General features: G+C 71.1%; 16 protein-coding genes. 3 read left to right on the top strand and 13 right to left on the bottom strand.

Translation table 11 applies throughout. The features are described from left to right. Positions 1 to 334 precede the first annotated feature (334 nt). Positions 335 to 1,579, top strand: a complete 1,245-nt coding sequence (gene hemA, locus QBJ89_RS09680; RefSeq protein ID WP_277980306.1) for a 5-aminolevulinate synthase — start codon at positions 335 to 337, stop codon at positions 1,577 to 1,579. A 193-nt stretch (positions 1,580 to 1,772) separates the two neighbouring features. Here the strand turns inward: hemA and QBJ89_RS09675 are convergent, their stop codons facing one another. Further along, entirely contained in the window at positions 1,773 to 2,936 is a 1,164-nt protein-coding gene (locus QBJ89_RS09675; protein WP_277980305.1) for an NAD(P)/FAD-dependent oxidoreductase, read from the bottom strand. Between the two features lie 156 nt (positions 2,937 to 3,092). Then, a complete protein-coding gene (locus tag QBJ89_RS09670) occupies positions 3,093 to 6,509 on the bottom strand; it encodes an amidohydrolase family protein (protein ID WP_277980304.1) in 3,417 nt (1,138 codons plus the stop codon). 160 nt (positions 6,510 to 6,669) lie between these two features. On the opposite strand from QBJ89_RS09670, the gene QBJ89_RS09665 reads away from it, so the two are divergent. Next, entirely contained in the window at positions 6,670 to 7,413 is a 744-nt protein-coding gene (locus QBJ89_RS09665) for a Crp/Fnr family transcriptional regulator (RefSeq protein ID WP_277980303.1), read from the top strand. 63 nt (positions 7,414 to 7,476) lie between these two features. On the opposite strand, the gene QBJ89_RS09660 is transcribed toward QBJ89_RS09665, so the two are convergent. The 5 genes from QBJ89_RS09660 to crcB form a co-directional block, all read right to left on the bottom strand. Next, positions 7,477 to 8,115: a trimeric intracellular cation channel family protein gene (locus QBJ89_RS09660; RefSeq protein ID WP_223013128.1), complete on the bottom strand. Its 639-nt coding sequence runs from the start codon at positions 8,113 to 8,115 to the stop codon at positions 7,477 to 7,479. A 10-nt stretch (positions 8,116 to 8,125) separates the two neighbouring features. Next, the gene (locus QBJ89_RS09655; protein ID WP_277980302.1) at positions 8,126 to 8,509 is read right to left on the bottom strand and encodes a PaaI family thioesterase; all 384 of its coding nucleotides are present in this window, start codon (positions 8,507 to 8,509) and stop codon (positions 8,126 to 8,128) included. Then, the gene (locus tag QBJ89_RS09650) at positions 8,506 to 8,955 is read right to left on the bottom strand and encodes a PaaI family thioesterase (protein ID WP_183920601.1); all 450 of its coding nucleotides are present in this window, start codon (positions 8,953 to 8,955) and stop codon (positions 8,506 to 8,508) included. The genes QBJ89_RS09655 and QBJ89_RS09650 overlap by 4 nt, the downstream gene beginning before the upstream one ends. A gap of 114 nt (positions 8,956 to 9,069) precedes the next feature. Continuing rightward, positions 9,070 to 10,215, bottom strand: coding sequence for an RluA family pseudouridine synthase (locus tag QBJ89_RS09645; RefSeq protein WP_277980301.1), 1,146 nt, complete (start codon positions 10,213 to 10,215; stop codon positions 9,070 to 9,072). Beyond that, the gene (crcB, locus tag QBJ89_RS09640; protein ID WP_277980300.1) at positions 10,212 to 10,586 is read right to left on the bottom strand and encodes a fluoride efflux transporter CrcB; all 375 of its coding nucleotides are present in this window, start codon (positions 10,584 to 10,586) and stop codon (positions 10,212 to 10,214) included. Before crcB ends, QBJ89_RS09645 begins: the two co-directional genes overlap by 4 nt. Before the next feature lie 411 nt (positions 10,587 to 10,997). Between crcB and QBJ89_RS09635 the strand changes: the two genes are divergently transcribed. Continuing rightward, positions 10,998 to 11,219, top strand: coding sequence for a hypothetical protein (locus QBJ89_RS09635; protein ID WP_223013121.1), 222 nt, complete (start codon positions 10,998 to 11,000; stop codon positions 11,217 to 11,219). Between the two features lie 64 nt (positions 11,220 to 11,283). Here the strand turns inward: QBJ89_RS09635 and QBJ89_RS09630 are convergent, their stop codons facing one another. The 6 genes from QBJ89_RS09630 to QBJ89_RS09605 form a co-directional block, all read right to left on the bottom strand. Next, positions 11,284 to 11,850: a glycine zipper 2TM domain-containing protein gene (locus tag QBJ89_RS09630; RefSeq protein ID WP_277980299.1), complete on the bottom strand. Its 567-nt coding sequence runs from the start codon at positions 11,848 to 11,850 to the stop codon at positions 11,284 to 11,286. Between the two features lie 95 nt (positions 11,851 to 11,945). Further along, positions 11,946 to 12,374, bottom strand: a complete 429-nt coding sequence (locus QBJ89_RS09625; protein WP_277980298.1) for an OsmC family protein — start codon at positions 12,372 to 12,374, stop codon at positions 11,946 to 11,948. Between the two features lie 105 nt (positions 12,375 to 12,479). Then, on the bottom strand, positions 12,480 to 12,785 hold the full coding sequence (locus tag QBJ89_RS09620; RefSeq protein WP_183921641.1) for a glycine zipper 2TM domain-containing protein: 306 nt from the start codon (positions 12,783 to 12,785) through the stop codon (positions 12,480 to 12,482). A gap of 288 nt (positions 12,786 to 13,073) precedes the next feature. After that, positions 13,074 to 13,862: a crotonase/enoyl-CoA hydratase family protein gene (locus QBJ89_RS09615; protein ID WP_277980297.1), complete on the bottom strand. Its 789-nt coding sequence runs from the start codon at positions 13,860 to 13,862 to the stop codon at positions 13,074 to 13,076. A gap of 87 nt (positions 13,863 to 13,949) precedes the next feature. Further along, the gene (locus tag QBJ89_RS09610) at positions 13,950 to 16,757 is read right to left on the bottom strand and encodes a TonB-dependent receptor (protein ID WP_277980296.1); all 2,808 of its coding nucleotides are present in this window, start codon (positions 16,755 to 16,757) and stop codon (positions 13,950 to 13,952) included. A 393-nt stretch (positions 16,758 to 17,150) separates the two neighbouring features. After that, positions 17,151 to 17,357, bottom strand: coding sequence for a hypothetical protein (locus QBJ89_RS09605; protein WP_277980295.1), 207 nt, complete (start codon positions 17,355 to 17,357; stop codon positions 17,151 to 17,153). Between the last annotated feature and the right edge of the window lie 58 nt (positions 17,358 to 17,415).

Below are 17,415 nucleotides of genomic sequence, written 5' to 3'. Positions count from 1 at the left end.
CCGGCGACTTGAGCCGCGACGTCAGCGTGTCTGGATCCCCACCTGCCTGGGCATGACGGAGCGAGGAGGCAACGGAGAGAGGAGGCGGCGGGGGAGAGAGAAACGAGGTCGAAGTAGAGAACGACAGCGAGCGCCATGACGCGCACCGCTGGGCGATACTCCAGGCGGCGCCGCGCCGCGCCGCGCCCGGCCGCGCCGTGCCGCGCCTCCACGCCGCCCCGCCATTTCCCTCTTGACCGGCGGCCGGGGTGGGACAATTTGTCCAAGCGCTCGATCAGACATAGCGGCCTTATGCGCTGGCCATCGGGGGCGGAGGGGAGTAATCGCGGGCGCCATGATCAGCGACAGCAGAGAGGCGCGCGGCGTCGACTACTCGCGCGTGTTCACGCAGGCGATCGATCGACTCCATGCCGAGGGACGTTACCGCGTCTTCATCGACATCCTGCGCAACAAGGGCATGTTCCCCAACGCGCGCTGCTTCGCCGGGCACAACGGGCCGAAGCCGATCACCGTCTGGTGCTCCAACGACTATCTCGCGATGGGCCAGCACCCCAAGGTGATCGCGGCGATGGAGGAAGCGCTCCACGACGTCGGCGCGGGCTCGGGCGGCACGCGCAACATCGGCGGCAACACCCATTATCACATCAACCTCGAGCACGAGCTCGCCGATCTGCACGGCAAGGAAGCCGCGCTGCTGTTCACCAGCGGCTATGTCTCGAACGAGGCGACGCTGTCGACGCTGGCCAAGGTGCTGCCCGGCTGCATCATCTACTCGGACGAGCTCAACCACGCCTCGATGATCGCGGGCATCCGCAACGCCGGCTGCGAGAAGCGCGTGTTCCGCCACAACGATCTCGCGCATCTCGAGGAAATGCTCGCCGCCGACGATCCCGCCGCGCCCAAGCTGATCGCGTTCGAGAGCGTCTACTCGATGGAGGGCGACATCGCGCCGGTGGGTGCGATCTGCGACCTGGCGGACAAGTATAACGCGCTGACCTATCTCGACGAGGTCCATGCGGTCGGCATGTACGGCCCGCGCGGCGGTGGGATCAGCGAGCGCGACGGCGTGGCCGAGCGGCTGACGATCATCGAGGGGACGCTGGGCAAGGCATTCGGGGTGATGGGGGGCTATATCGCCGCCGACCGCACGATCGTCGACGTGATCCGCAGCTACGCGCCGGGCTTCATCTTCACCACCTCGCTGTCGCCGGTGCTGGTCGCGGGCGTGCTGGCGAGCGTGCGTCATCTCAAGGCGTCGAGCGCCGAGCGCGACGGGCAGCAGGCCGCGGCGGCGACGCTCAAGGCGATGCTGCGCGACGCCGGGCTGCCGGTGATGCTGGGCGAGACGCACATCGTGCCGGTGATGGTGGGCGATCCGGTAAAGGCCAAGAAGATCAGCGACATTCTGCTCGCCGAGTACGGCGTGTACGTGCAGCCGATCAACTATCCGACGGTGCCGCGCGGCACCGAGCGGCTGCGCTTCACGCCCGGCCCGGCGCACAACGAGGCGATGATGCGCGAGTTGACCGCCGCGCTGGTCGAGATCTGGGACCGGCTGGAGCTGCGTCTGGCGGCGTAAGGGTGCTCTTCTAATGCGTCATCCCCGCGCAGGCGGGGATCCAGACCCGCAAGCGCCCGCGAGTCAGCGGCGCATCCGCGGCACCACCGTGGCCGCTTGACGCAGCCTTCGCGACCGAGCCGCGCCCTCAGCGTGTCTGGGTCCCCGCCTCCGGGGGTTGACGAATGTGGTGGGGCGCCGACGCCCCCTTCCCTCACACCGCCTGCCCGGCGGCATAACCGCTCGCCCACGCCCATTGAAAGTTATACCCGCCGAGCCAGCCGGTCACGTCGACGGCCTCGCCGATCGCGTAGAGCCCCGGCACGCGCCGCGCCTCCATCGTCTTCGACGACAGCTCGGCGGTGGAAATGCCGCCGACGGTGACCTCGGCCTTGGCAAAACCTTCGCTGCCGTCGGGGTGGAAGCGCCAGTCCGCCAGCCGCCGCTCCGCCTCCGCCAGCGCGCGGTCGCTTGCCGCGCCCAGCTCACCCAGCCCGAGTCGCTCCGCCAGCACCTCGGCGAGCCGCGCGGGCAGGCCCAGCGCGCCCGCCAGCGTGGCGCGCGGGCGCGCGCGCTTGGCCTCGACCAGCCAGCCCGGCGCGGCATCGGGGCGGAAGTCGATCGCCACGTCTTCGCCGCGGCGCCAATAGCTCGACACCTGGAGGATCGCCGGCCCCGACAGCCCGCGATGCGTGAACAGTGCCGCCTCCGCGAACCGCGCCTTGCCGACGCGCGCCTCCACCGCGGCGGCGACGCCCGACAGCGCGCGGAACAGCGCCTCGCTGCCGGGCAGCGTCAGCGGCACCAACGCGGGGCGCGGCTCGACCACCTTGAGCCCGAAGCGACGCGCGATGTCATAGGCGATACCGGTGGCGCCGAGCTTGGGGATCGACGGGCCTCCCGTCGCCATCACCAGCGCCGGCGCGCGATAGGTCCGCGCCCCGTGCGCGACGGTGAAGCGCGCGTCGGCGTGCCCGATCGCACCGAGCGGAGCGCCGAGCCGCACTGTGACACCACCCGCCTCGCACTCGCCGAGCAGCAACTCGACGATCTGGCGCGCGCTGCCGTCGCAGAACAGCTGACCCAGCGTCTTCTCGTGCCAAGTGATGCCGTGGCGCTCGACCAGCGCGAGGAAGTCCTGCGCGGTGTAGCGCCCCAGCGCGGATTTGGCGAAATGCGGGTTGGCGGAGAGATAGCGGTCGGCAGTGGCATGCAGGTTGGTGAAGTTGCAGCGGCCGCCGCCGGAGATCAGGATCTTCTTGCCCGGCGCGTCGGCGTGGTCGAGCGCGACGACGCGGCGGCCGCGCTGCCCCGCCACCGCCGCCGCCATCAGCCCGGCGCCGCCCGCGCCGAGCACGATCGCGTCATAGTCTTCCATGCGCGCGCCGTGACATAGCGCAGCGCGATGCGCCAGTCAGCGGTGCTGTCGCTCGCAGGCGAAGAACCAGGTGACCTCTTCTTCCGTCATCCCGGACTTGGTCCGGGAGGACGGAAGTGAGTCGACGCGTGCGCCTGAGAGACCGCGCCGCCTCGCTCAGTCCACGTCGCCGAAGCCGTGCCCGATCGTCGGCCGCCCCGCCGCGCCGCTGGCGTCGCCCGCGCGCTCCCACCAGTACGGCTGCCGCTTGCGCGTTCCGGTGGCGACCTCGTTGAGCGTCGCGGCGTCATACAGCCGGCCGCCGAGCATCACCTGCGCCACCTTGTCGCTGTTGCGGATGTCCGCGGTGGGATCGGCGTCGAGCACCACCAGATCGGCGAGCTTGCCCGGCTCGAGCGAGCCGACGTCCTTGGCGTAGCCGAGCGACGTCGCCGAGGCGATCGTGCCGGCGCGCAGCGCCTCCAGCGGGGTCATGCCGCCGCGCACGAAGCTCCACAGCTCCCAATGCGCGCCCAGCCCGGGCTGCTGGCCGTGCGCGCCGATCGCGACGAGCACGCCCTTGTCCGCGAGCTTCCTGGCCTCGCGAGCGGTGACGCCGTCGACGTAGTCGCTCTCGGGCGCGATCACGCGCCGCGCGTTCTGCGCCGCGAGCAGCGCCGGCGGCGCGTGACGCGACAGCAAGGGATGCCGCCACACATCCATGTGCGCGCGCCAGTACGGGTCGGCCGCCGGCCCGCCATAGGCCACCACCAGCGTCGGCGTGTAGCCTACTTTGGTCTGCGACCAGAGCTGCACCACGTCGCCGTAGAAGGTCTCGAGCGGAACGTTGTGCTCGACGGTCGCATTGCCGTCCTGCACCAGCGTCATGTCGAGCGTGAACAGCGAGCCGCCTTCGGGCACCACCTCCATGTTCTCGGCCTGCGCGGCGGCGACCACCATCTGGCGCTGCTCGCGGCGCGGCTGGTTGTAGTTCTTGACGCTGTGCGCGCCGACCGCCTTGAGCCGGCGCACCACCGCCAGCGCGTCGTCATAATCGTCGATCTGCGCGTAGACGTCGGGCGACTTGGCACCGTAGATCACCTCGCCGGTGGAGAAGGTGCGCGGCGCGAGCACCAGCCCGGCCTGCTGCATCTCGGCGGCGGGGAAGATCTCGGCCGAGCGCGACGACGGATCGTGGATCGTCGTCGTGCCGAGCGCGAGATTGGCCATCGCCGACCAGTTCTGCTGCGGGACCAGCTCGTCGTCGCCCTGCGGGCCGTGCGCATGCGCGTCGACCAGCCCGGGGATGATCGTCTTGCCGCTGACGTCGATCGTCTTCGCTCCCGCGGGGATCGGGACGGACGCGCGCGGGCCGACCGCGACGATGCGGTCGCCGCGGATCAGCACGGTGGCGTCGTCGACGATGCCGCCGTCCGCCGCCGCCATGGTGACGACGCGCGCGCCGGTGAGCGCCACCGTGCCGGTCGGTTTGGCGGCGTCCACCTCCATCGACAGCGACACGCCGGTGCGCGGCGGGGTGAAGGACGCTCCCTTGGCGCCCTCCTCCGCCGGCGCGGCGCGGAACAGCTGCGCGGTCTGCGCGGTGTAGAGCATCGGCCCCGCGCTCCAGTGGATCTGCTCGCCGCCGTTGGACCAGTGGATGAAGTCGGCGCCGTCCGCGCTGACCCGCGTCGCCGGCAGCGCGCTGCCCTTCATGTCGACGTCGACCGCCTGCTTGCCGGGCAGCAGCGGCATCACGAAGGCCTCGTAATTCTGCCGGAAGGCGACGTAGTCGCCCGCGGGCGAGACCTGATAGTCGTTGACCAGCTCGCCCGCGGCATGGACGCGCTTGTTCTCGCCGGTGAGATCGGTGCTGACGAGCTGGCGCTTGCCGCCGTCGTTGGCGATCATGAAGACGCGGTCATCGCTCGCGCCGAACTGCGGCTCGGCGGCGTCGCGCGCCACCCGCTCGGGCGCGCCCCCGCTCGCCGCGACGCGGTACACGCCGCTGCCGGGATTGCCCCGCGGCGAGGTGAGCTCGCCGCCCTGGCCCTGCTCGAACACGATCGTCTTGCCGTCGGGCGAGAAGCGCGGGCGGCGGTAGGTGCCCGCCGCATTGGTGACGGTGCGCGCCGTGCCGCCGCCCGCGGCGACGGTACGGATCTGGCCGAGCGTGTCGTCGCGCCAGCCGACGAAGACGACCTGCCTGCCATCGCGCGACCAGCTCGGGAACAGCTCGAACCCGTCATCGCCGCGCGTCAGCCGCTTCGGCGCGCCGCCCGCGAGCGGCTTGACCCAGAGCTTGCCCAGCGTTTCGAACACCACCTGGCGGCCATCGGGTGAGACCTCGGCCCAGCGCGGCATCTTGGTGGCGAAGCGCGCCGGCGCGACCTCGATCTGCGGGTGGACCGAGTCGACCACCACGCGCGTGTCGTCGACGCGAAACGGGATCACGCTCGCCGCGCCGCCGTCAGCGGGCACGCGGCGGAGCTTGCCGCCGGCCCAGAAGACGATCGCCTCGTCGCGCGACGTCCAGGCCATGTTGGGGTAGACGCCGGTGACCGCCCAGGTCTCCTGCACGTCGCGGTCGAGCGGGCCGTAGACCTTGCGCTCTTCACCGCTGGCGAGATCCTTGACCCACAAGGTCGAGACATTGTCGTCGCGGCGCACGAAGGCGATGCGCTTGCCGTCGCGCGACGGCGTCGGCCGCACCGCGCCGCCCGCGCCCGAGACGACCGTCGTCACCTCGCCGCTGTCGAGGTCGTAGCGCTCGATGTCGAACAGGTCGGTGCGCGAGTTCTGCGCATACTCGAAGATCGGGCCGGGCGAGACGTTGCGCGTGTAATAGACGCTCTTGCCGTCGGGCGCGTAGATCGGCTCGCCCAGCTCCTTCTGCAGCACCTCGCTGGCGCGCTTGACCAGCTGCACCCCGCCGCCGCCCGAGACGTGGTAGAGCCACACCTCGCCGGTGCCGAGCGAGCGGCCGGTGGTGAAATGCTTCTTGGCGACGATGAAGCGCCCGTCGGGGCTCCACGTCGGCTGGTTGAGCAGCCGGAAGTCCTCCTTGGTGACCTGGCGCTTGTCGCTGCCGTCCAGGTTCATCACCCAGATATTGTCGCCGCCGCCGCGGTCCGAGGTGAAGGCGATGCGGCGCCCGTCGGGCGAGAAGCGCGGCTGGTGCTCGAACGCGAGCCCCGCGGCGACCCGCGTCGGCGTGCCGCCCGTCATCGGCATGGTGTAGATGTCGCCGAGCAGGTCGAAGGCGATCGTCTGGCCGTCGGGCGAGACGTCGAGGTTCATCCAGCTGCCCTCGTCGGTGGCGATCCGCACCTCGCGCGTGCGCAGGCCGCGCGGCGCGTTGACGTCCCACTTGGCGGGCTTGGCCTTCTCGCCCGCGGTGGCGCCCGCCGTCGGTCGCGGCGGCGGCAGCGGACCGGCCTGGTCGGGCAGCGGCGCGGTCGCTTGGTCCTCGGGCGCCTGGGTCTGCGCCACCGGCGGGTCGTTGGGCGGCGGGCTCACCTGTGCCGCAAGCGGGGCCGAGAGCTGGGCGGCGGCGAGGCAGAGGGCGACGGCGGTGAGAGCGCGCTGGGACATTGTGTGGAGATTCCCCTTTCGGCCGGGACGTTAGAGCGTGCGACGGCGGCGGGGAAGCCGCGCGGCCACCCATGAAAATTCGGAACCTTTATAAAGTGCGTCAGAGTCTTGGCCGATAAGAACCGGCTAGCGTAACGATTGGTCTACGCGGGAATTGTACGTGCTCCACAGCCTGCCTCTCCACCGGTTCAATGAGTCGATCGTCCTGCCGAGCGGCGATCTCGAGCGGATCCAGACGATGGGTGAGCCGCCGATGCGTCTGGCGCGCCACGCGGTACTGCGCCGCGAAGGGGAGTCGCCGCGCTATATCTACCTGCTGCTCGACGGCTGGGTCGCCTCCTCGGTGCTGCTGCCGGGCGGCGACCGCCAGATCACCAAGTTCCACCTGCCCGGCGACCTGCTCGGCACGCCCAGCATGTGCCTCGAGCGCACCGCCGACACGCTGACGGCGCTGACGCCCGCGAGCGTGAGCCGCGTACCGCTCGCCGCGTTCGGCGATCTGTTCCAGCACTCGCCGCACTTTGCCGCGGCGATGCTGCTGAGCGTCCAGCGCGAGCGCGTGGCGCTGATGGACCGGCTCGCCGCGGTCGGCCGCACCCCCGCGCTGGCGCGCGTCGCGGCGCTGCTGCTCGACCTGACCGAGCGGCTCGGCGCACTGGGCGGCGGCGAGGTGAGCGAGTTCGAGCTGCCGGTGACGCAGGAGCAGATCGGCGATCACCTCGGGATCACCGCGGTGCACGTCAATCGCATCTTCCGCCAGCTGGTCGACACCGGGCTGATCGCGCGCCACCGCCAGCGCGTGACGCTGCTCGATCGGGTGCGGCTCAAGTCGATCTCGGGCCGGCAGGAGCGCCTGCCCGCGCAGGACGTGAGCTGGCTGGTGGGCGGACAGGCGGGGGCGTGAGCTTCCTCTAGGTCCTCCTCACCCGCGGGGGAAACCAAGAACCTCCCCGCTCGCGGCGAGGATCTACTCCCGCTCCCCGTAGGCCGGCAGCGCCAGCTTCCAGCGGATCGCGGCGGCGCGCAGCGCGAAGCCCGCGCTCGCCGCGACGCTCGCCGCCACCACCGGCGGCACGCCGAGCTGGCGCAGCGCGACATGCAGCCCCGCCGCCAGCGCCGCGGCGGTGACGTACAGCTCCGGGCGCATCAGGATCGACGGCTCGCCCGCGAGCACGTCGCGGATGATGCCGCCGACGCAGCCGGTCACCACCCCCATCAGCGCGGCGGGCACCGGCGGCACGCCATAGCCCAGCGCCTTGGCCGCACCGTACACCGCATAAGCGGCGAGCCCGACCGCGTCGAACCAGTCGAGCGCGGCGCCGCGCCACCAGCGTTCGGGCGTCGCCCAGATCACCGCCGCCATCACCAGACATACCGCGGCGACCCGCGCATCATGCACCCAGAAGACCGGCGCGCCGATCAGCAGGTCGCGCACCGTGCCCCCGCCGACGCCGGTGATCAGCGCGAAGAAGGCCAGCGTCACCGGCGTCTGCGCGCGCCGCGCCGCGGCCAGCGCGCCCGAGGCGGCGAACACCGCGATCCCGGCCACGTCGAGATAGGGCGCGAAGGCCGGCAGCAGCACCGTTGGCTCGAGCGGCGGAGTCACGCGCCGGACCTCAGTCGCGCTCGATCAGATAATTCATCCGCGCCGCCGCGATCGGGCGGGCGCGATCGTCCTGCCACGCGACCGCCTCGACGTTGGCGACGCGCGTGCCCAGCCGCGTGATCGTACCCGCGGCGCGGGTGACGTGATCGCGTCCGCCGCGCATGAAGTCGACCGTGACGTTGATCGGCTTGACGCGCGCGCCGCCCTCCTCCGCCAGCGCGTGGCGCAGCGCGGCGATGGCGGCGACCTCGAGCAGTCCCGAAATCGCCCCACCCTGGAGGAAGCCGGGCCGGCCGACGACATCCTCGCCGAACGGCATGACGATCAGCGGCGCGCCGTCGTCGCCGACCTCGAGCGTCGCGCCGAGCAGCTCGGCATAGGGCGGGAGCCTCACGGCGCCACTTTGGGATAGGTGCCGCTCGGCACCATGAAGGTGGCGGCGACATGCGCCACCGGGTCGGCGAGATCGCCGTCGTGCGCGATGCCGCGCGTGAAGGCGATCGAGCGCGCCACGCGGAGGCACTCGGCGCGCCCGATCACGGTCTGGCCGGGGCGCGCCGGGCGGAGATAGTCGATGCGCAGGTCGAGCGTGGCGTGCGGCGCGAAGGCGGCGATGCGCTGCCACACCGCGATGCTGGTCGCCACGTCCATCAGCGCGATGATCGGCCCCGAGGCGAGCACGCCGCTGTCCTCGTCGCCGATCAGGTCGGGCGAGAAGGGCAGCGCGAGCTCGACCCAGTCGGGCCCGCGATCGTGGTAGCGGATGCCCAGCCGCGCGCTGTGCCCGCCGAAGTTGCGGCTCTGGAGCGCCTTGAGCGCGGCGGCCGGGTCGAGGTCCATGGCCCAGCGTCTACACGCGCGGCGGCGCGGTGCAACGGGGGGCGTAGTAGATGCAGCCCTCCCCTCCAGGGAAGGGGGGCTCGCCGAAATCAGAACACCGTTGTGACTTCCCCCTCACCCGCGCCGGCCGCCGCCCCTACCCTCGCCGCCCCTGCCCTCGCCGCTTTTGCCCTCGCCGCCCGCGCGCGAGCGCCGTTCGCCGCGGCGCTCCTTGCGCACCGTCTTGGCATGCGCCCGCGCGCGCGCCTTCTTCTCCTCGCGCGTCGGCGGCGCGCGCTCGTCGAGCGGCATCATGTCGCCCGCCATCGCCTCGAACCCCAGAGAGGCGAGACTCTCGGAAAAGTGCGACGGCAGTTCGGCGGTGACGTCGATCTCGCCGCCGTCGGGATGGTCGACGCGGATGCGGCGCGCGTGGAGGTGCATCTTGCGGCTGATCCCGCCGGTGAGGAACGCCGCCGGGCCGCCGTATTTGCCGTCGCCGACGATCGGGTGGCCGATCGCCGCCATGTGGACGCGCAGCTGGTGCGTTCGCCCCGTCAACGGTTGCAGCTCGACCCAAGCGGTGCGGTTGCCGGCGCGCTCGATCACACGGTAGCGCGTCCGCGCCGCCTGTCCCTCGGCCTCGTCGACGTGCATCTTCTCGCCGCCGGTGCCGGGCTGCTTGGCGATCGGCAGCTCGATCATACCGTCGTCGATCGACGGGACGTCGACGATCAGCGCCCAATAGACCTTTTTCGCGGTACGCCCGGAGAAGGCCTTGGCGAAGAAGGCCGCCGCGCGCGACGTGCGCGCCACCAGCAATGCGCCCGACGTGTCCTTGTCGAGCCGGTGGACCAGTTTGGGCCGGCCTTGCGACTCGTCCTGCAAGGCGTCGAGCAGCCCGTCGACGTGCGCGGTGGTCTTGGTGCCGCCCTGCGTGGCGAGGCCGGGAGGCTTGTTGAGCACCAACGCCTGCGCGTCGCGGTGGATCACCAGCTCGCGCGCGAAGGCGATCTCGTCGTCGCTGAGCGGGGCGCGCTGGCGCTCGGGCTTGGCGTCGACGCGGACCGGCTCGGGTGGCGGCACGCGCACCACCTGCCCGGCCTGGACGCGGTCGCCCGGGCCGACGCGCGCGCCGTCGAGCCGCAGCTGGCCGGTGCGCGCCCATTTGGCGACGGTGGTGAAGCTGGTGCCGTCGAGGTGGCGCTTGCACCAGCGGTCGACGCGGATCCCGTCATCGTCGAGCGCGACGGTGAACTGGCGGACGCCCTCGCCGCTCATGCCGCCACCCGCACCAGCGCGAGCCCGGCGAACACCGCCGCGATCGCGCCGACCACCGAGACCAGCACATAGCCGAGCGCGCCGAGCGCGGCGCCGCGCTCGATCATCGTCGCGGCGTCGAGCGCGAAGGCGGAGAAGGTGGTGAAGCCGCCGAGCACGCCGACGCCGAGCAGCAGCCGCCAGCTCTCACTGCCGCCGCTGCGCGCGAGTGCGCCGACGAGCAGCCCCATCAGCAGCCCGCCGACCAGGTTGACGGTCAGCGTGCCCCAGGGCCAGTCGGGTCCGAGCGCGGCGGTCATCGCGCGCCCAGTCAGGTAGCGCCCGGCCGTACCGACCGCGCCGCCCGCCATCACGAGAAAGAGGGAGTTCATCGCGCCGCCCTAGTCTCTTTCGCCGCCGAAGGAAATCGGTGGGCGTGCAGTGGATGACGGCAGGGGTGATCGCGGCGCACGGAGCGACACGACGGCGACGTGGCGTCGGAGGTGCAAACGGGCGAAGCGTCGGCGGCGGACAATGGCGACGTGGCAGTAAATTGCTCGACGGTCGACGGATGGAGGTGACGTTTGTTGCCACAAACGAGGACCGAAGCTGAGGCGCACCCGACCAGCCCCACCCACTACCGTCATTCCCGCCTCCGCAGGGATGACGGTCGGACGGCTGGGGTTTACGAGAGTCATGGCATTAAGCGTGCGACAAACGCCCGACCGTGCGCCTCGCGCCGCGGGCACGCCTACCGCCGTCTCACCCTTGCAATACACCTCGCTGGCCGCCATCTTGCGCGCATGCTCAACCTGTTCTCGATCCTGATCGGCCTCGTCGCGCTGCTGCTCGGCATCGTGCCGTTCCTGCCGTTCCTCGCCTGGGGCTATTGGTTCGTCATACCGATCGCGGTGGTCGGCGCTGCGGTCGGCGCGCTGTCGTCGCGCAACACCGGGCGCAACCTCAACCTCGTGCTCATCCTGATCTTCGGGCTGCGGCTGATGCTCGGCGGCGGCTTCATCTGACGCGAGACGGGCCCCGGCATCGCTGCCGGGGCCCGCTCCTACGCATCACTGACGTCGAGCAGCCTCAGCGGCAAACCACCTGGCCGCGATCGACCTGCTGGCCGAGCAGCGCGCCGCCGCCCGCCCCGATCACGGTGCCGAGCAGGCGCGAGCCGCCGCCGGCGATGATGTTGCCGAGCGCGCCGCCGGCGAGACCGCCGACGATCAGCCCGGTCGTGCCGTCGTTGCGGCGGCAGTAATAACGGTTGTCCGAGCCGCGGTAGATGCGGTCGTTGCGGTTCAGTGCGCGGGCGCGATAGTAGCGGCCGTCGCGGTAATAACGGTCGGCATAATAAGCGCGCTGCCCCGGCTCGTACCGGTTATAGTCGTAGCGCGCCGAGCGGCGCCAGTCGCGCACCCGCTCGTTGCGGTCACGCCGCGCGTCGCGGACATTGTCGCGATACTCGCGGCGCGCGTCGCGCACGTCGCGGCGCGAGTCGGCGCCGCGCAGATCCTCGCGATATTCCTGGCGCGCGTCGCGCACGTCGTCGCGATACTCGCGGTTGGCGCGGCGCGGGTCCTGCGGCGCGGCCGTGGCGGGGACGCTGGCCAAGGTGGTGGCGGCGAGCGCGGCGGCGAGGATGATACGCATCACTGATCTCCCTACAGAGTGATGCCGTACCAACGGCGCCGCCGCGCCTCCGGTTGCGTGAACGGGAAACTACCTCTTGTTCACTTCAGAGACACTTACGACTCCAACTTGTGCGTCAGCGTCACTTCCGCGTTCAACACTTTGGAGACCGGGCAGTTCGCTTTGGCGTCCTCGGCGATCCGCTCGAACTCGTCGGGCGCGATGCCGGGGATCTTGGCGGTGAGGTCGAGCTTGGACGAGGTGATGGTGAAGCCGTCGCCGTCCTTGTCGACCGTGACTCGCGCGCTCGTCTCGAGCGTGCCGTCGTTGTAGCCGGCGCCGGCGAGCGCGAAGCTCAGCGCCATGGTGAAGCAGCTGGCGTGCGCCGCTGCGATCAGCTCCTCGGGATTGGTGCCGGGCTCGTCGCCGAAGCGCGTGCCGAAGCCATAGGGCTGCTCGTCGAGCGCCTTGGACTGGGTCGAGGTCCAGCCCTTCCCCCCCTTGCCGAGACCTTCGTAGCGTGCCGAACCACCGCGCGTGGGCATGAGTCACTCTCCCGTTGGGACCATAAGAGAAAAGGCGCGGCCCGCACTCGCGGACCGCGCCCCTCTAACGTCGGTCAGGCCGAAAGGCTCAATCGCGGCTCCGCTTCAGCGGCACTGGCGCTTGCCGCTGCGCTCGATCTCGCGACCGGCGAGCGCGCCGCCGACGCCGCCCAGCACGGTGCCGAGCGTGCGGTCACCGCGCGAGTCGATGGTGCGACCGAGCAAACCGCCCGCCACCGCCCCGACCACGAGGCCGGTGGTGCCGTCCGGCTTGCGGCAGCGCAGACGACCGTCGTTGCCGCGCCACTCGCGATACTTGTACCGGCGCTGCGCGTCGGCATCGACGGTGGTGGCGACGAGCGTCGGCGCGACCATCGCGGCGGCACCGAAGGCCAGCATCAGCTTACGCATGACTTCTTTCTCCCGTTCGAAATTCATGTTGGGGACGTAACGTGTCGCTTGTAGCGCGGTTGCATGAACCGGGAACAACGAGGCGTTCATGGTGTTGCGCGCGTCCCGCGGCGGGGCGATGGGAGGTTGCGGGGTGGGGGAGTTGAACGTTCCTTTTGCCACTCCACGGCGTCATCCTGACCTCGTTTCAGGATCCATGGTGCCGCGTAGCCGGATGCCGCTGCGCCTGCCGGACAGTGGATCCTGAGACGAGTTCAGGATGATGGTGAGGCCCAGGCGGCGGACTCGTCACCCGGCGTCGCTGAACCGCGGCGGCCGCTTCTCCAGGTTGGCGCGCACTGCCTCCGCCTGGTTGGGCGAGCGCAGCAGCGCGAGCTGCTCCGCGCTCTCGGCGGCGAGAAGGGCGGGCGCGTCGGCGTCGGCGGCGAGCGCGAACAGCCGCTTGGCGGCGCGCACCGCGTCGGGGCTGCGCGCCGCGATGGCCCGCGCGATCGCCAGCGCGCGCTCGCGCGGTGCCTCGTCCAGATAAGTGAGCAGCCCGCACGCCTGCGCCTCGGCGGCGTCGAGCTCGCGCGCGGTATAGACCAGCTCGCGCAGCACATCGTCGCGCACGCTGCCGCGCCACAGGGCATAGCCGCCCATGTCGGGCACCAGCCCCCAATGCACCTCGCGGATCGCCAGCCGCGTCTCAGGATGCGCGACGCGCACGTCGGCGCCGGCGAGCAGCTGGCAGCCGCCGCCGAAGGCGACGCCGTGCGCAGCGGCGATCACCGGCACCGGCAGCGTGCGCCAGCCGGTGCAGACATATTGCACGTCGTTGCTCGCGCCGTGCGTGCGCTCGCCGAGCGCAAGCCCCGAGCCCCCCGCCGCCATCGCCGCCATGTCGAGCCCGGCGCAGAAGCCGCGCCCCTCGCCGGAGAGCACCACCGCGCGCAACCCGGGTGCGCCGGCGAGCCGGTCGATCGCCGCCGCCAGCGCGGCGAACATCGCCGGGTCGAGCGCGTTCATCTTGTCGGCGCGCGCGAGCCGCACGTCGGCGACGCCGTCCTCCAGCGCGATCGTCACCCGCTCGTCCATTCCGCCTCCGCTCGCGCACCACGCCTCACCGCGCGAGGAACGGCCGCGCGGCGGCCGGAGTCAACCGGGGATCGGCGCGGCGCTCGCTCACAGCGACCCGCGCAGCTGCACCCCGATCCAGCGCGGAATGCCGGGCTTATACTGGTTCCACGACGGTTGCAGGCTGTTGTCGACGTCGAACAGGTTGCGCACCAGCAGCGCGACGTCGAAGCGACCCTCGCCCAGGCCAAGCCCGGCCGAGACGTCGGTGATCCCCCAGGCGTGCGTCCTGGTGTAGCGCGACAAGGTCGTATCGGCGAAATAGCCGCTCTGGAAGTTATGGTTCACGTCGACGTGGAGCACGCGCCCCGGCGCGACCGGATAGGACCAGTCGCCGAACAGGTTACCGCTCCACCGCGGCGCCCCCGGCAGCGCGCTGCCGCTGGCGTCGCGATAAGGGCCGGCGGGATTGTCCCCGCCCAGCTCGCCGGGAACGGGCGCGCGCGGGAACGAACGGTAGCGCGCGTCGGTATAGGCGCCGGCGAACCGCAGCGTCGTATAGGGGATGGCGAACAGCGCCACGTCCAGCTCAACCCCCTGGCTGCGCACGCGCGGCACGTTGCCCAGCGCGGCGCGATAGGCCGGATGACCGTCGCCGTTGAGCGCGCTCTGCACCGGATCGTAGACGAAGGTCGGCTGGATGTAGTCCGCGAACGCCTCGCGGAAGCCGGTGGCGCTGGCCTGGAGCTTGTGCGCGAGCGCGATCGTGCGCACGCCCAGCTCATAGGCGTCGACCCGCTCGGCCGCGACCGGCAGCGAGGTGCCGCCCGCCGCGCTCGCGCCGACGATCTGCGCCACGCCCGGCTTCTCGCCGTGGCGGTAGGAGGCCACGATCGTGTGCTCGGCGCTGAGCTTGTAGCTCGCCGCCAGATCGCCGGTGACGAGCGTGCCGCGATACGGCGCGGCCTCGCTGCGGCGATAGAGCGCGCCCAGCCGCGCGGCGCGGATCCCCTTGGCGGCGCCGAGCTGCGCGCGCTGCACGTCGCTCAGCTCGGCGTAGGAGGCGACGTGGAAATATTTCTGCGCGGTGCGGTCGGCGAGCGCGCACTGCGCGGCGTCGTTGCCGGCGGTCAGCGCGCCGTGCGCGTCGCTGTCGAAGCCGCCGAGCGCCACGTCGTTGACGCGCGCGGGGTCGAGCTCGGCGGCGAACCCCTCGGACTGGATGAAGCTGCGCGCACGGCTGTGCCGCGTCTCGCGCGACAGCCGCGCGCCGGCGTCGAGCGTGAGCCGCGCCGTCGCGTCCCAGCTAAGATGCGAATAGGCCGCGAGCGTGCGGTTGAGGTAGCGCTCCTGCCGCTTGGTGATCAGCGCGTCGGCGGCGTTAAGCAGCAGCCCGCGCCCGGCCGGGTCGACCGCGTCGGGCAGCGCCGGATCGACGGGATCGAGCAGCGCGTATTGCGCGGGACTGGCGTACCAGGCGCCCGCGTCGGAGCCGTAGCGTTCGGTCTGGCTGTAGTTGGGGAACAGCCCGCGATAGGCGAACAGGCCGCCGCGATAGCGCAGGCTCGTGAGCGGCCGCGCGTCGAGCCGCAGCTCCTGGCTCCACTGTTCGAACGAGGTCTGCGTGCCGCGCGGCGCGCGCAGCCACTCGAACTGGGTGTGCGAGCCGGCGCCCTGCGAGAAGGAATAGTCGCGCCACGCCGTGATCGAGCGCAGCACCGTGTCGGGCGCGAGCGTCAGCCGAATGTCGCCCGAGGCGCCCTTGGTGGCGTAGGTGTTGGGATATTCGCCGATCGTGTTGATCGCCTTGGCGGTGAAATCGCGCACCGAATAGTCGCTGCGCTGGCGGAACCAGCGGCGCTCGAGATGGCCGGTGTCCTCGTTGGCGTAATTCACCGCGGCGAGCCGCCCCGTGGCGGGATCGATCCAGTCATAGGTCGGCGGCGACACCAGGTTGAAGGCGAAGCAATTCTCGCAGATCTCGCGGTTGGTGGGGGTGATGTCGGCGATCAGCCGCGCCTCGATCGCGGGTGAGGGCGTGACCAACAGCTGCGCGCGCACGCTGGTGCGGTCGGTGTTGCGCCACGTGAAGTGCGTGTCGTTGCGGTTCTTATAGGGACCGTCCGCCTGCTCGCGGTTGATCGAGACGCGATAGGCCAGCAGGTCGTCGACGATCGGTCCGCCCAGCACCGCGGTGGCGACCAGGGTGTTGCGCTGCCCGACGGTGACCGCGGCCTCCGCCTCGGGGGTGAAGCTCGGCTTGCGCGTGCGGATCACGACCCGACCCGCGTTGGTCGCGCGCAGCCCGTCGCTGCCGGTCGGGCCGCGCACCACCTCGACCGTCTCGACATCGAGATAGTTGCTCAGCGCCGACATCGCGCTGATGCCGTGGCTGACATCGTCCACCGCCACGCCGACGCTGGGTTCGAGCACGCCCGCGCCCGCGGCCCAGCCGACGCCGCGGATGAAGATCGACGCGGTGTTGGGGTTGTTCCACGACGTGCGCACGTTGCCGATGCGGTTGACGATGTCGCGGAAGTTGTTGACCTGGAACTTCTCCAGCTCCTCTCCCGTGACCGCCGAGGTGGAGCGCGGCGCGTCCTTGAGCCGCACTGCGGTGACGGTGATCGCGTCGTCGAGCCCGCGGTCACCGCGATCGTCGCCCGTCGTGGCGGCGGGTGCGGGGCTCGCCGCGGGTAGCGCGGGCGCGTCCGGTGCCGCGACGCCGGCGCGGGCGAGCGCCGCGCGAAGCTGCGTCACCTGATCCGGGAGCGCCGCGTTGCGCTGACGCAGCGCCTCGGCATCCTGCGCCGCGACGGGCGCGGGCAGCAGCGGCGCCACGCCGGCGAGCAGCAGCGCCAGCCAGCGTCGCCGCGACCCGATCGGGGCGGCACCGAGTGAAGAATAGAAAGACATCGCAGCGACTCCTCGATCTCGCGGACGATCGCTCGCGCGCGACGAGGATCGCCGACAGGGACTGAACGCCCTCTCCCGCGCCGATGATAAGAATCACGCGGGATGACCGAAGATAGATTTTCTGTGACGCTTGCGAGAACTTTGAGAAGGCCAGCGACTACTTGGATTTACTGGGCAGCAGGGCCAGCTTTTCTCCGTTCCGGGTCATCTCTCCTACGCGTCGGGACAGGAGGCTTGCTAGCACGCGAGGGAAAGCTCCTCCCCTTCAGAAAAGGGGAGGGCAATCGCCGCGCGGCATCGACGAGAAGATCATCCGCCCAGTTTTGCGACAAACGCCTTGTCCGGACTTCAACCCCGGCCACCGCACACCCGAGCGCGTTCTGAGCGGTGGCGTCAAACCGAGAGCGTCTGCCCGGTCGCCAGCCCCCAGGCGGCGTAGACCGACAGAGCGGCGCTCAGCGCGCAGGTCGCGCCGAACAGGACATAACCGACATAGTTCAGCACCGCCGGGTTCGGCCGCGCCAGCTTGCGGTTCTGCGACGCGCCCGAGAGCACGAAGCTCAGCAGCATGCCATAGGTCAGTGCAACGGCTTCCAGCATTCCCACACCCTCGTGATTGGTGATCCACGCGGCCGCCCCCAACGCCCGCCACGGCTTA

The sequence above is a fragment of the Sphingomonas phyllosphaerae genome (assembly GCF_029623345.1).
In the GTDB taxonomy this organism is placed as follows: domain Bacteria; phylum Pseudomonadota; class Alphaproteobacteria; order Sphingomonadales; family Sphingomonadaceae; genus Sphingomonas; species Sphingomonas phyllosphaerae_C.
This window is presented reverse-complemented; position numbering and strand designations above follow the sequence as displayed.